Source organism: Pelagibius sp. Alg239-R121, from assembly GCF_947331435.1.
Classification (GTDB): Bacteria; Pseudomonadota; Alphaproteobacteria; order Kiloniellales; family Kiloniellaceae; genus Denitrobaculum.
The window spans coordinates 22429-35903 of record NZ_CAMZOF010000009.1; the positions used below are offsets into that span (position 1 = coordinate 22429).

General features: G+C 57.6%; 11 protein-coding genes and 1 pseudogene. All 12 read left to right on the forward strand.

Annotation, left to right across the window (positions count from 1 at the left end; all coding sequences use genetic code 11):
• Window positions 1-188: 188 nt before the first annotated feature.
• Window positions 189-620, forward strand: a complete 432-nt coding sequence (locus QMZ18_RS26630; RefSeq protein ID WP_282609427.1) for a GFA family protein — start codon at window positions 189-191, stop codon at window positions 618-620.
• Between the two features lie 279 nt (window positions 621-899).
• Window positions 900-1265, forward strand: coding sequence for a hypothetical protein (locus QMZ18_RS26635; RefSeq protein ID WP_282609428.1), 366 nt, complete (start codon window positions 900-902; stop codon window positions 1263-1265).
• Between the two features lie 30 nt (window positions 1266-1295).
• Window positions 1296-2750: a methyl-accepting chemotaxis protein gene (locus QMZ18_RS26640; protein WP_282609429.1), complete on the forward strand. Its 1455-nt coding sequence runs from the start codon at window positions 1296-1298 to the stop codon at window positions 2748-2750.
• A gap of 531 nt (window positions 2751-3281) precedes the next feature.
• Complete coding sequence (locus QMZ18_RS26645; protein ID WP_282609430.1) at window positions 3282-3593, forward strand: hypothetical protein; 312 nt, start codon at window positions 3282-3284, stop codon at window positions 3591-3593.
• A 1133-nt stretch (window positions 3594-4726) separates the two neighbouring features.
• Window positions 4727-5179: an NUDIX hydrolase gene (locus tag QMZ18_RS26650; protein WP_282609431.1), complete on the forward strand. Its 453-nt coding sequence runs from the start codon at window positions 4727-4729 to the stop codon at window positions 5177-5179.
• 242 nt (window positions 5180-5421) lie between these two features.
• On the forward strand, window positions 5422-5886 hold the full coding sequence (locus tag QMZ18_RS26655) for an NUDIX domain-containing protein (RefSeq protein ID WP_282609432.1): 465 nt from the start codon (window positions 5422-5424) through the stop codon (window positions 5884-5886).
• A gap of 246 nt (window positions 5887-6132) precedes the next feature.
• Complete coding sequence (yghX, locus tag QMZ18_RS26660) at window positions 6133-7017, forward strand: YghX family hydrolase (RefSeq protein WP_322097323.1); 885 nt, start codon at window positions 6133-6135, stop codon at window positions 7015-7017.
• A 431-nt stretch (window positions 7018-7448) separates the two neighbouring features.
• Entirely contained in the window at window positions 7449-7919 is a 471-nt protein-coding gene (locus tag QMZ18_RS26665; RefSeq protein WP_282609433.1) for a GNAT family N-acetyltransferase, read from the forward strand.
• A 370-nt stretch (window positions 7920-8289) separates the two neighbouring features.
• Complete coding sequence (locus QMZ18_RS26670) at window positions 8290-11037, forward strand: hypothetical protein (RefSeq protein WP_282609434.1); 2748 nt, start codon at window positions 8290-8292, stop codon at window positions 11035-11037.
• Between the two features lie 311 nt (window positions 11038-11348).
• Window positions 11349-11729 carry a hypothetical protein gene (locus QMZ18_RS26675; protein ID WP_282609435.1) on the forward strand — a complete coding sequence of 127 codons (381 nt, stop codon included), beginning with the start codon at window positions 11349-11351 and terminating at the stop codon, window positions 11727-11729.
• Between the two features lie 377 nt (window positions 11730-12106).
• Complete coding sequence (locus tag QMZ18_RS26680) at window positions 12107-12697, forward strand: hypothetical protein (RefSeq protein ID WP_282609436.1); 591 nt, start codon at window positions 12107-12109, stop codon at window positions 12695-12697.
• A 76-nt stretch (window positions 12698-12773) separates the two neighbouring features.
• Window positions 12774-13466, forward strand: a pseudogene (locus QMZ18_RS36970) (terminase family protein); the annotation flags it as partial.
• Window positions 13467-13475 lie beyond the last annotated feature (9 nt).

The following is a 13475-nucleotide window of genomic DNA, read 5'->3' on the forward strand; positions in this document are numbered from 1 at the left end:
CCTGCAGAACCGATCATCTGATTCCACCGGACAAAGCGAACATTTAAGCAGCGTCGCATTTGGAACAGCGCTCACGCCGCTTCAGGTCTAATTGCGACCTGAAGAATAGGAAGGGCAGCTAGTGAAAGAGGGTGCCGAGGCCTCAGGCCGGTACTTCGGATACTGTGCGGCCACACCTGGAGGATGAAATGACAAAGCGAGGCCATTGCCTTTGCGGGAAAACGAGTTGGGAATTTGAAGGCGAGGTAACGTGGGCCTGCTACTGTCATTGCGATGATTGCCGCCGCAATTGTGCTGCACCGGTGGTCGCGTGGCTCGGCGTTCCGGTCAAAAACTTTCGGTGGCTGGGAGCGGCGCCGAAATCATTCGAGAGTTCCAAAGGAGTATGGAGGCACTTTTGCGAAGCGTGCGGTTCCCCGATGGGATTTGAAGCAGATCACTACACGGGCGGGATGCACCTCTATGCCGCGTCTTTGGAAGATCCCGCCGACTTCGAGCCCAGGTTCCACGTAAACTTTGAAAGTAAGCTTCCCTGGCTTCAAATGAATGATGATCTTCCGAAGTACGAAGGCACTCTGCTTCACGCGCCGGAAGACCTGAGAGATTATGAATCACGATAAGACTGGATGGGCGTAGGAAAAGTATCCGCCCTGCAACAACGGTGTTGCAGAATTGGAGGTTGGCTGCACAAGGAGCTTGGTTCCTAGCAAATGACCGGCAGCGCTTCATTTTCCGTCCTTTACTTTCAAAAAATGCCCATCTCGTCGTCCAATCAGTCTGTGCCTGACATTCGCGCTGCACCCAGCCTGAATCAATCGGGGATATGTCGAACCTTTGGTAGAACCATTTGTTAAGATACCTACTGGATAGTGGCCGCATTAAGACGGGCTGTTCATGCGATGTGCGAGACTAACTCCAGCAGAAAACCACAGAGTCCCTGGCGCTCCGTAGCGCCGGCACTTGCCCTCGCATTCGGCACGAGTCTGTTCCTGGCCGCGCTCAGTCTGCGCGCACCTGCTGCCCAGGAACCCGTCGCTCTCTTTTTCAACCCGACGGTCAGCAGTGACGCCGCCTTGCATCAGGTTGCGGCGCTCGATGGCCGGATCGTCCGCGTCGGCGGCTTTCGCAACGTCGTCGTGGCGGTCTTCGACCGGGATGTCACTGTTGCGCAACTCTGGCGCCATGGCGCCTGGATCGGGATCGACCCGGTATTTGTCGGCGGTTGTGATCCGGCGGGCGCCGCTTCGAACCGCGGTATCACTTAAAGTCCTTATCTCAAACAATGGTTTTACCTCATGAACCCCATTGATGAACTCAGACAACGCGTAACGCCATATTTTGTGGCATTCCTCTGGCTACACCTTCCTGTCATAGCCGGCCTCGGTGCACTTATGGGGGATTGGCTCTGGCCGAGTGTCGGTGCGGCGCTGCTGGCTTGTGCAGCGACGTTGAGCTGGAAAGTCAGCGGCAGCGTCGCGGCCACCCGCTATCTCATTGCGGTGGCGCAGATGGGGATGGTGGCGTTGATCCTCTATCAGTTCATGGGGGATGCCTGGCAGATAGACATCCACATGTACTTCTTTGCCGCCTTGGCGATGCTGGCGGCTTTCTGCGACTGGCGAACGATTCTGGCGGCAGCGGCCACGGTGGCGCTGCATCACCTAGTACTGAACTATCTGCTGCCGCTGGCGGTCTTCCCGAACGGAACCGATCTGGCCCGGGTGATCCTGCATGCCGGCATCGTGATTCTCGAAACCGCGACCCTGATGTGGATCACCGCGAAGCTGACCGGCGCCTTTACCGAAGCTTCCGCCGCCATCGAGCGGGCCCAGGTTGCCGAGACGGAAGCTCAGCAGCTTGGTGAGCAGCAACGCGCAACCGAGCGACGCGGCAACGAAGAGAGGCAGAAGACTTTGACCGATCTCGCGGCCGTCTTCGAAAAGGATGTTGGCAATCTGGTGGATACAGTCCGTTCCCGGGCCTGTGACATGAATGGCCATGCCGAAACCATGAATCAGGTGGCCACGGAAGCCCGCTCGCGCTCGGACAGCACCACTCAGCGCGCCGAGGAAGTGACCAGCAATACTCAAACCGTGGCCTCTGCGACCGAAGAGATGAGTGCTTCAATTTCGGGGATCGTCGATCAGGTAGCGCATTCAAGCCGCATTACCGGTGATGCGGTCACACGGGTTGAACAGACCGACGAAACCATGCAGGGGCTGGCGCAGGCAGCCGATAAGATCGGCGAAGTGACCAGCCTGATTTCGGATATCGCAGAACAGACCAACCTTCTGGCACTAAATGCGACCATCGAGGCGGCGCGCGCCGGCGATGCCGGCAAGGGTTTCGCGGTCGTGGCCAGCGAGGTGAAAAATCTCGCCAGTCAAACCGCGAAGGCAACCGAAGAGATCACCGGACAAATCTCTGAGATGCAGCATGTGACCAAGGATGCGGTCGACGCTATCCAAAAAATCCGGGAAACAATTTCGGAGATCAACGATGTCGCTACATCTGTCTCTTCTGCCATCGATGAGCAGAGCGCGGCTGTCGGCGAGATCAGCAGCAATACCAACCGCATTGCCGACGGTACGCAGCTTGTGACCAGTGAGATCGTGGAACTGAGTGGGGCCGCCGACAAAGCGGATGCGACCTCGCAGCAGACAGCAAGTGCGGCCAAGGATCTGTTGGCTCAAATCGACCAACTTAAAGGCGAAGTCATGAACTTTGCCAAGCATGTGAGAGCGGCGTAACGCGCGCTTTGTCCCGCATTGCCGAACTGCGCGGTCGATTGATCGGCCTCAGAGGTTCTGTCGAAAGCTGGCAGCGCTTATCCATCGTTTATGATACGCGGGCCTGGTATAGCAGTGGGCGCAGAGCGTTACTGAATGGATGGTGGAGGCTTCTTGGTCATTCCGAGGATGTTTTGCCGGGACGAAGTTTTTTTGGGGTCTGCTGTTTCTTGGATCCAGGCAAACCGCTTATTTCCCGCCAGATTTGCAGCAAAAGAGCGCTCGCCAGGGGCGTATTCAAGAGGAGGCAATTCTCCTAAACACGTTAAAGCACGGATAGTGCGGGTTTATTTTCTACTTGTGCCGGAGGATTACAACTATTTGCGAAGACCGTAATTGATCGAAATACTCGAAAAAATAGTCAACTCCTGTTCATTCGATCTTAATTGCTGGTTAATCAGTTGTTTGCTTTAAGTTTACTAACTTCTGTCACCGTATATTCACGCGCCGACAAGAAATTCCTCTGTTTTCCGGTGCGGAAAGGAGAGCGTGATGTGGAAGTCCGTAACTCTGGGTCTGAGCCTTGCAATCGCTACGACGATCGCTGCAACGCCGGCCCTCGCTCAGTCCCAGTGCGATAGCCGCGATAAGATCCTGGCGACCCTGGCCAAAAAATACAGTGAAGCTCCGGTAGCAGTCGGTTTGACCAGCAAGGGCGGCCTCGTTGAGGTGCTCAGCACCGGCGACGGCAACACCTGGACGATCATCATGTCGACCCCCGACGGCAAAAGCTGTCTGGTTGCCGCCGGTGAAGGCTGGCGCGAGAAGGAAGCCGTTGCTCTCAACGCCGATCCTGAAGTCTAAAAGGACTTTTCCTTGCGTGTGAAGCCGTTACGATTTTCGGTTTCATCTCGGGGGCTTCGGCCGGCTATTGCCCTTGCGATTTCTGCGCCGGCGGCACCCCTCGAGGACAAGCCTCGCGGCAAGCGGGACCGAAACTTTCGATCCCGATTTTGCGAGGCGGGGAACAAGACTGATCCTACCCGCAAAATTCTTTCCCACAGGTCCGAAGTTGCCGCAAACTCCAAGAGGCGGCCGCTGTCTCGAAACCTGTCGCGTTCTCTGATCCTGTCCCGCTCTTTGGTATTGAGTTCCTCGCGGCTGTTCCTGCAAAGACTTTGGTCAGTTCCTTCCCGCTCCAGGCAATCGGGTGTTAGCCGGTTCAGCTTTCTGCAGAGTTTTACGCTATCGGCGCAGGGGGCTATATCCTGTCAGAACTCACTTTTAAGCGGCCCCTCCAATTTTAATGCAGAGGCAGAAAATACGGCCCTTGCGTGCCTGCGGCGGCATTCGCTCGTTCTGCGGCGGGCACTCACGCACTTCCCCTCTTATCGCCGGCACTCGGGTACACGCAGCATTCCGCACTGGCGCAGCGTTGCGAAGATCCATCCGATCCGCGGTGTCTATCCAAAAGCGTGAAACGGCCCAAAAGCGTGAAACGGCCCGAAAGCGTGAGATGGCCTGAAAGCGCGAGGCGGTCACGCACTTGGCACTGAAAGCCTGGTAACAGCCGTTTCTTAAATGCGCTGGCAGGAGCCCGCTTACGGTCGGTCTCCGGAGACGTCCTCATCCTGCCACTTCTTCTTTTTCTGCCCCACCGTCAGGCCCAAAGCTAAGCCGAACGTCATGCCGAGCGCCAGGCCGGTTCCGGGATTCCCGAGTGCTGCGCCAACGACCGTGCCGAAACAGGTTCCGAGTGCGATGCCAAGTGCAGTGTAGTGTTTTACCGGATCGGTACTCTTGCTTGGATTGGCTATTTTTTTCTCCTTCCATCGATCCGTCTCGCTGAGTTCGCCTGCGTTGAGGCTGCGCGAGTGCTGTTACGAGGTTCTTGTTCTGAAGGGGCTTGCTGAGGACCCGCTCATATTTTCGGATGCTATTGATGACATTATTCAATAGTAAGAAGCGTTATATTTTGTGTTCCGGAGTGGGTTTCAATGGCTGACACAAAGACGTCATGGCGGCCTGTTCAGCAGGTGCGGCCGATCGCCGTCGGCCTAGTGCGCCGCGGGCGGAAAATCCTGGTTGCCGCAGTCCGGGCCGACGACGGCAGCATCAAAGGTTGGCGGCCGCTCGGTGGGGAGATCGAGTTCGGGGAGCGCGCAGAAGAAACGCTCGTGCGGGAATTCGATGAGGAACTCGGCGAGGCGGTCTCTGTGGCGGCATTCGTCTGCGTTCTGGAAAATCTTTACGAACATGAAGGCGCGAAGGGGCACGAGATCGTCTTCGTGTATGAAGCGGCGTTCTTGAAGGCTGAAGCCTATGACGTCGAGGATTTTGCTTTCACGGATGGCGGTTTGGCGGCGGATGCGACCTGGATCGCGGCCGATGAATTCAGGTCGGGACAGCAACAGCTTTTTCCGGAGGGACTGTCTTCGTATTTGACGTAATTTCCAGACAGGAGGTAGCCTCGAGAACGTGCGTTCATCACTTCCGCACATCCCAGGCGCAGGCAGTTTCTGCAAAAGCTTTGTGGAAGCCGCAGTGCTTCTTTCAGCTCTGCGGCGACGTGTTCGAGTATCCCGCCAATTTGGTGCAGCACTGAACACTGTGCAAGCTTGCGTCCACGCATATGTCAAATAGTTTAAAGACTGAGAATGCCGACCGCATTGGTCCAGGGGATTGTCCGAACATGATCCATATCCGCAAAGCCTGCCCCGTAGTGTTGAGAGGCAGCACGAAAAACCCTGAGATTCTGGCTTTCGAGCATCCGTTGGCGGGGCGGCAGATCGTCAAGGGAACGGTAAAGGCTGTTGAAAGTCCGGTGGCGGCAGCGGTGCGGGAACTGGCGGAAGAAAGCGGCGTAGTCGCCGTGGAATCGCCGCTGCTCTTGGGACAATCGGGAGAGATTGTTGAGGGACAGGTTTGGTGGTTCTTTCTCTGCCCGATTCCGGACTTGGTCGACAGTTGGAGTTTTCGAACTACGGACGACGGCGGTCACGAATTTCGGTTTTTCTGGCATCCTCTGGGAGATGGTCCCGTGGGTGACTGGCATCCGCCCTTCGTCAGAGCGTTGGCGTTTATAGAAGAGGCCATGATGCTGGGGTGGCCTTGGAAAGGTGATGAGTATGATCAACCTGCGGCTCGAACTGCTTGATCGCTCGAACTGGAAGCAGGTGGGGCAGAGGAGGGTTTCGGGGACGTCGAAAAATTTGGTCAGGATTTCGACAGTCAAATAGCAGTGGGTTTAAGACAACGGAGATTGACTTCAGCACCTTACAGCATGATGACTTGTTGAAACTTGAGGGCTTTCACAATTGGCTCGAAAAGCAATTGCCTTGAAAAATGCGCTCGCCACCAAATACCTTAGAGAGACGAATTCTGCTCACAAGGGAGGAAAATCATGCGGTTCACAGCGAAAGATTTCGATCAGGAGCTCCTGGATCTCTATGACTTCTATGTCCACGGCAAGATCACCAAGCGTGAATTCCTGGAAGGCGCAGGCAAATTTGCGGTTGGGGGCGCGACTGCGCTTGGCCTGTTGAACCTGCTGTCGCCGAAATATGCGTTGGCGGAACAGGTGGCCAAAGACGATCCGGGGATTGAGGCGGAGTACATCGACTACGAATCTCCCAATGGCCATGGCAAAGTACGTGGCTATCTGGTGAAGCCGGCGGGTGCTGCTGGTAAACTGCCGTCGGTGCTGGTGGTGCACGAGAACCGAGGGCTTAATCCCTACATCGAGGACGTGGCACGGCGCGCGGCGAAGGCGGGCTTCATGGCGTTGGCGCCGGACGGCCTGACCTCGGTGGGCGGTTATCCGGGCAACGACGACGAGGGGCGTGCCCTGCAGAAGACCGTAGATCGTACGAAGCTGATGAACGATTTCTTCGCCGGCTATGAACACCTTGCAGCGCGAGACGACGGCAGCGGAAAGGTTGGGGCCGTGGGCTTCTGTTATGGCGGCGGTGTGTGCAACGCACTGGCGGTGGCCTATCCCGAGCTCTCGGCATCGGTGCCTTTCTATGGGCGGCAGGCAAAGGCCGAAGACGTGCCGCGTATTCAGGCACCTTTGCTGCTGCACTACGGCGAGCTGGACAAACGCATCAACGAAGGCTGGCCTGCCTATGAGACAGCGCTGAAGGCGCACAACAAGAGCTATACGGCGCATATATACCCGGGTGCCAATCATGGCTTCCACAACGATACTACGCCGCGCTACGACAAGGACGCTGCAGAGCTGGCTTGGAGCCGGACAATCGACTTCTTCAAGGCGCAGTTGGCATAGAGGATCCTGCAGAGGCGCCACCTTGTATGCCGGATAATCGCGGTTAGGAGCATCCGCTGAATGTCAAAGGAGCGTTGGGGCTGGCTATCCTGGTTTATGTGGCCGTACGAACTCGCTTTGGCTTTCGCTGCATGAGGCGCCCAAAGACTTTCAACTCTATCTGCATGCAGCTGTCCTGAAAGACTTTGAGGTTTTTGCATGGAGTTATCGTCAGATGGCCTTTAACCGTCTGAAACCGAACACCGCCGTGAGTGTCTTGCCGCAGGATTGGAAGAAGGGATGCGACATCCTGCAATAAGGTGTGGTCGTTTTGGATTGATACATTCTCTGGATGTGAGAAGTAGAGACTGATCTTCCTCTCAAGGATGCTGGGAACAACGATCAGAGTCATATAGAAGAGGCCATGATGCAGGGGTGGCCTTGGAAAGGTGATGAGCATGATCAACCTGCGGCTCGAACTGCTCGATCGCTCGAACTGGAGGCAGGCGCTGGAGGTTCGGACGAGACCGGATCAACTGGCGTTTGTGGCAGATCACGAACCTGTCGCGCTTGTCATTCTGGCAAAGTGCTATCTCTGTCCGGGTGGATTCCGCTGGCGCCCGTTCGGAATTCTTTCGGGTGACAGTATGGTGGGGATCGTCGCCCTCGCGGATCGCGCCGACAGGTGTGAGCTCTATCATCTTGTGATCCATCAAAGCCGCCAGAGACAGGGATACGGCAAAGCGGCCCTGATTGCGATTGTCGATCTGATCCGGAGGGAGCTTCCTGATTGCAAGGTTTTGAGCCTGACAGTGAACCCCCGCAACGCGGCTGCTGAGGCTTTGTACCGGGCTGCAGGATTCCAAACGAGCGGTGAGCATCGAGACGGTGAGGCTGTCTGGCGACTGGAGCTCACGCATTAAGACGGTGGATGGGGAGAGCGGGGATAACTTCGTGGCTCATCCTGTTGACTTATATATGGAAATTTGAGATTTTTGCGTCGGGCCAATAGGTCTCGAACGGGGCGGAATCCAACAAATTGAAGGAGTGGCTGGTTTACCTTTCACTTCGAGTCAAAGTCAAACGATCCGGCCGGTAATCCCGCAACGACGAAAGTCGGCGCGGGATTTTTTTTGACCTGAAGCTGCGCGAAACCAGCGGCCCCGGCTCACATTCCTATAACCAGCAGGCGTCTTGCCTTCCTGATCTTGGCACCCTGTTCCTGCCCCCTGTTCGTGACTGGGCGCATGCGGAAGCCATTCGGGCTTTCTTCCATACATCGCGAGGAGAATTATGCCGCGCTTTCCAGTCCAACCGCAGCGCACGACTTCGCCCGCTGCCGTATCCAGTACGCCACGGGCGGAAGCCACCGGCTTAGGGGCAGGCATCGGCCGCAATCTGTCCGAACTCGGCGCCGGTGTCGCTGATCTGGGTGAGGCAATCGACGCTCGTGAGCTGCGTCGCGAGCGCCAGGTGGCCCAGGTCATCTCTCGCCTTGACGTCGATGTCGCCAAGCAGCGCGCCGAAAGCGATGCACAGGCACCACCGGAAGAAGACAGCAATACCCGGATCACGCGTCAGCAAGAGGTCTTCGAGAGCAGTGCAGCGGCACTGGTGCAGCGCTTTCAAGGGCAGGGTCTTCTGGGAAGGGTGGCAGAACGGATCGACGCGCGGCGGGCGGTCTGGGCCAAAATGCTGCTGGAGAGTGAGGCCGAACAGCGCCATCAGAAAAACCTGAAGGACGTGCAAGGCATCGTGTCGAGTTGGCAAGAGCAGGTTGCGCAAAATCCTGAAGAGTTCGATACAGCGTCCCTGGAAATATTCGGTGACGAAGAAAGCGGCGAGACAGGGTTGTTGGCCGGGCTTGGTTTGCGGCCGGAAGCATTGACGGCTTGGAAAGAGCACGCGTTGAAGCAATTGCTGGACGCGCGCCTGACCACCGACCCCGATGGGGTACTGGCGGATCTGGCGGCCGGGCGCTGGCAGGAGGTTTTGTCCGAGGAGCGCCGTGAGATCTTGCAGGACGACGCCCGGGAAGCGCTGCAGCGCCAGCAATCACAGAAGAACATCGAGCATAGCCGGCAGAGCACGCACAAGAGCCTGGATCTGTCACGGGATATCGCGAGCGGTCAGGCGGGGCGCGCGGAGATCCGGCGGGCCGAAGAAGAAGGCGCCCTCTCAGCGGCGCAGGCAGAAGAGTTACGCAGTGAAGCGGAACAAGCGGAGATCGAGACCCAGGCCCGGCAAATGGCAAACGACGCGTTGGCGCGCGCGCTGAGCGGCGGTACCGGGTTTGATATCGACAATCCACATAATCGCGAAGCGGCAGACGCCTTCTACGAGGAAGCTTACAGTGCGGCGGTCAGAAGGGGGGCGGAGGATGGAACCCGCGAACAGCTGGCATCGGCGGTTGCCAGGACCGGCTACCTGCCGAAGGGGCTGGCGCGCGATGTGACCGCGATGCTGCAGGGCAGTGACGAAGCGGGCCAGATCGCAGGTGCCCAACTCTACAGCCGATTGAAAGAAGCCGCGCCTGAACTGCTGGCCGAAGCGGTCGACCTGGAAACACGGGCTTGGGGTGGTGTTCTCAGCCATTGGCTGGAGACAGGGCTGGAACCCGCGGATGCCTTGGAGCGGACCGAAGCGGAACTGCAGCGTAGCGGCAGAACCCGGGCGCTTAACAACGACACGGCCGCCGCCCTGCAGCGGGACTTGCGCAGCAGTTTTGGCGACGGTGCCGCGGGTTATATCGCCGGCAATCTGCTGGAGCAACTGGATGAAAAGTACCTGGACTATCTGGCCCAGGGTTTACCGCCGCGACAGGCGCAAGAGCGGATCCAGCAGCACATGGGGCGGGCCTTTGTTCGACTCGAGCAGATCCAAAACCGGTTTGCGGATGCGGGTTTCGTCTTGAGTCTGCAAGACGGCAGGCCGGTTCTGATCCCGACAGAGCCGCGTTTGCAGAAGGCGGAAGCCGTCACCGGGTCGGCACTTGTCATGGGCGGCTTCCTCCTGGTCGGTGCGGCCCTGGTCTGGAGTATTCAGACCTCGCAGGACATGGGGTTTGAGGCTCCGGATCAGGTCAAAGACCTAAGCAAATGGGTGGAGGAGCTTTCGTTGGAGGCGAAGACAGAGTTCTTTTCGCTGATGCCCGGCGTCGCTGAACTTGTCGGTCTGTCGATGGTCGGTCTTGCCGACAAAGGCGAATACCTTGGCGAGATCACCGACGACAACAGGGATTACGGCATTCGCTTTGTGGAGATCTTTGACAAAGAGACCTACGGCAGGATGTCGGTTCTCCAGCGCTGGGACCCTTCAAGTCAAGCCTACGTCGATGAGACCGCACGCTTCTATGACAATGCCCGGAAAGACTGGGCTCTGCTGGATCTCAAGACTGGCCGGCTGCTGCATCCGGAGGAAGAAGGGCGGTTCCGAAGTCCGCCGCTGGAGCCGCAGTCCGGTGCTGAGTTTGTTCCGGGCGGGTTCGGGGACCAGGGCGGGCCCAAGCTGCCGATCACCTCGGGCGGGACGCCGCCGGACAACACCCCACTGACCACCCAGCCGGAAGGGTTGGTTCCGCCGGAACGTACGGACGAGGTGATCACAGGTTTGCCGGATCAGAGTGGACGGCTGAACGGTCCGCTGGTCATGCTCAACGAGAACGCAGGCGAAGCGTCTCCGGGCGAAGGTGCCGGCCCGGCCAGCTGGTACCCCGACTGGCAAGGCGTAAAGGAGGTCATGCCGGTCATTCCTGAGGGATGGACGGCGAAGCCCAATAAAAAGGATAAAAAAGCGGGCCGGAAAAACAAACCGGGTGTGCGCTGGTCGGATCCCGGCGACAAAGGAAACGGTGTCCGCGTAGATAAGGCCAATCCCGAACATAGCTATCCGTCGCAGCGTGTTGATCACGTCATCGTTCGCTACAAGGGAACCGTGCGGGGACGCGATGGGCAACCGATTGACGGACCCATCGACGGCAATCCGGACGCCCACATCCCCTTGAGCGAATATCTGAAGTGGAGAACATGGTATGCCCCATAAGGCCCTCTGCGGATTTTGGTCGGCACCGCGGTCGCCGCGACGGCCTGCCGGTAAAAGCCTCATTCGAAAATCTCATTGACTCCTCATTGCCGGAACAACAAAATGTTCTCTAATTGTTCTTTTTACGCCGGCGAAAAACGATCGACAAATGCCGTCTGAGGCAACGCGTCCTAACTTGACGGCATGTGCTCACGGACGCTTTGTTCCGAAGCGGTGACACTGATGAACGGCGCTCACCGTTGGTTTCAGGTAAACGTTCTTCGATCCAGTTTGAACCGCCGTCGTAAAATCTATGAAGTGGATGTCCCAATATGGCTTCAAGTAGCGAGCTTCAGTACCCGAACATGCGGGTCGAGCTTATCCACTGTCTCAAGAAGCTGAGTGATCACGAATATCAGCAGGCCGCCTGGGTCAGAGGCGAGTACCCGCCTAACGTCGCATATGACGACCTCGATTTTTCGATACGTTTCCTTTTTGACGACACGAGCCTGGAAGAAGATTCTAAAGGCTACGTCGGCGTTATTCTGAAGAACGAGGAAGAAGCGCGGGCGGTGGATGAGGTCATCTCGGCACTCAATTTGATCTTCAAAAAATACCAAGAGGATATGAGTGACGAGGAGTACATCGCGCTGGAGGAATGGCAGGACGTGCTTTCGGCATCACAGAAGGCACTGAAAGTGATCAAGGATTAGATTGATCTGTTATCGGCATTTGTCTTTGCTATCACACATGGTGGGGATAATTCTTATTCCCATCTCATTGACTCACAATCCTAAATTTGCGATTTTTGTCGCGGGCCAATAGGCCTGAATCTCGTGACGGCCAAGGCCGAAGCGGGATTTTTTTTGACCTGGTTCAGGGGCAAAAAAATGGGACCCGTAACACTGTCCTGCTGTTCGAAGAGTGAGCGCCCCGTAGTTTGGGCGTCCCATAGGTTAGGCGTCCCATAGGTTAGGCGCCACGTAGGTTGGTGTGTCGGAGATGCTCGAGTGAGATCGCTCCAGCCTGATCACCTATGAGCTTAATGTTCTCCAATTCAAATTCAATCGCGCGTCGTGCAGGGAGTTTCATGCCGGGATTAAAGCTTGTTCGTCAGGAGGTTTTCGCGGATCTGATCGCATCGGACATGCAGCCTGCAGCCGCTTATGAAGCCGCAGGCTATCGTGCGAAGGAGCCTGCAAAGCAAATACGGAAACTGCTGGCAAAACCAGAAATCCTGGCACGGATCGAGGAGTTGAAGTGCGGCCTCGACGATGCAGGCGTGGAAGCTGAAAACCGCCCGTCAATTCTATTTGAATCCAGGTTTGAAAAACTCAGGCGGACGAGGAAGGGCCGCCCTGTCGATAAGGACTGGATCGTCGAGTGTCTGGTGGAAAACATCGAACGCTCGCTGGGCCTTAAGCCCCTGCGCGACCGCAACGGCCGGACTGTGGGCAGTTACAGCCACCAGGGCAGCGTCGCGAACAAGGCCTTGGAACTGCTCGGTCGGCAACTGGGTTTATTCGGAGAAAAACGGGATGGGAAAGGCGGTGGCTTCGGTGACCTCAGCGACGACGAGCTCAACGAACTCGAAGCGGATCTTGGACGGCAGGTTGCGGTACTTGAGAGAATCCAGCGTCGCGTTGAAGCGGGAGAAGCTGAAGCGCCTGGAGAAAAATGAACTGGGCCGCTACCGGCCCTACGACAAGCAGAAGATCTTTCACGATGCCGGTGCGTCCCACCGTGAGCGGCTGTTCATGGCGGGCAATCAGCTCGGCAAGACATTGGCCGGCGCGTCGGAGTGGGCCATGCACCTCTGCGGCCGCTATCCGGGCTGGTGGCGGGGCCGGCGTTTCGAGCGCCCGGTACGCCTTTGGGCCGCCGGTGTGACGGCGGAATCCACACGGGATAATCCGCAGCGCATGCTGCTCGGTCCGCCGCAGCGCAGGGACGCCTGGGGCACGGGAGCAATTCCAGGAGAGTGCATTCTGGGCACCAGCGCATCGCGTCAGGGCGCGGACACGGTGGACAGCATTGTCGTGCGCCACGGGAGCGGCGGACAGTCCACACTGGCTTTCAAATCCTACGAAAAGGGCCGTGAGAAATGGCAGGGCGAGACGCTCGACGGTGTTTGGTTCGACGAGGAGCCGCCACTGGATGTCTATTCCGAAGGCTTGACGCGGACCAACGCGACCGGCGGCATGACCATCGTCACCTTTACGCCGCTGCTCGGCATGTCGGAGGTCGTGCGCCTGTTCCTGTCGGACGCGATCACCGAATGTGGAGGGTAGGGCGCCGTGTCGCGACATGTCACGACTATGACAATCTGGGACGCCGAGCATTACAGCGAGGCGCAGCGCCGGGTGATCATCGAGAGCTATCCGCTGCATGAGCGCGATGCGCGTGCCAAGGGGATTCCGGTCCTCGGCTCCGGCCGGATCTTCCCAATCGGCGACGAA

Excerpts from the sequence above, each read along its gene's own strand:
- QMZ18_RS26675 (WP_282609435.1), top strand. The coding sequence starts at position 11,349 with ATGGCTTCAAGTAGCGAGCTTCAGTACCCGAACATGCGGGTCGAGCTT.
- QMZ18_RS26650 (WP_282609431.1), top strand. The coding sequence starts at position 4,727 with ATGGCTGACACAAAGACGTCATGGCGGCCTGTTCAGCAGGTGCGGCCG.
- QMZ18_RS26645 (WP_282609430.1), top strand. The coding sequence starts at position 3,282 with ATGTGGAAGTCCGTAACTCTGGGTCTGAGCCTTGCAATCGCTACGACG.
- QMZ18_RS26635 (WP_282609428.1), top strand. The coding sequence starts at position 900 with ATGTGCGAGACTAACTCCAGCAGAAAACCACAGAGTCCCTGGCGCTCC.
- yghX (WP_322097323.1), top strand. The coding sequence starts at position 6,133 with ATGCGGTTCACAGCGAAAGATTTCGATCAGGAGCTCCTGGATCTCTAT.
- QMZ18_RS26670 (WP_282609434.1), top strand. The coding sequence starts at position 8,290 with ATGCCGCGCTTTCCAGTCCAACCGCAGCGCACGACTTCGCCCGCTGCC.
- QMZ18_RS26640 (WP_282609429.1), top strand. The coding sequence starts at position 1,296 with ATGAACCCCATTGATGAACTCAGACAACGCGTAACGCCATATTTTGTG.
- QMZ18_RS26665 (WP_282609433.1), top strand. The coding sequence starts at position 7,449 with ATGAGCATGATCAACCTGCGGCTCGAACTGCTCGATCGCTCGAACTGG.
- QMZ18_RS26630 (WP_282609427.1), top strand. The coding sequence starts at position 189 with ATGACAAAGCGAGGCCATTGCCTTTGCGGGAAAACGAGTTGGGAATTT.
- QMZ18_RS26680 (WP_282609436.1), top strand. The coding sequence starts at position 12,107 with ATGCCGGGATTAAAGCTTGTTCGTCAGGAGGTTTTCGCGGATCTGATC.
- QMZ18_RS26655 (WP_282609432.1), top strand. The coding sequence starts at position 5,422 with ATGATCCATATCCGCAAAGCCTGCCCCGTAGTGTTGAGAGGCAGCACG.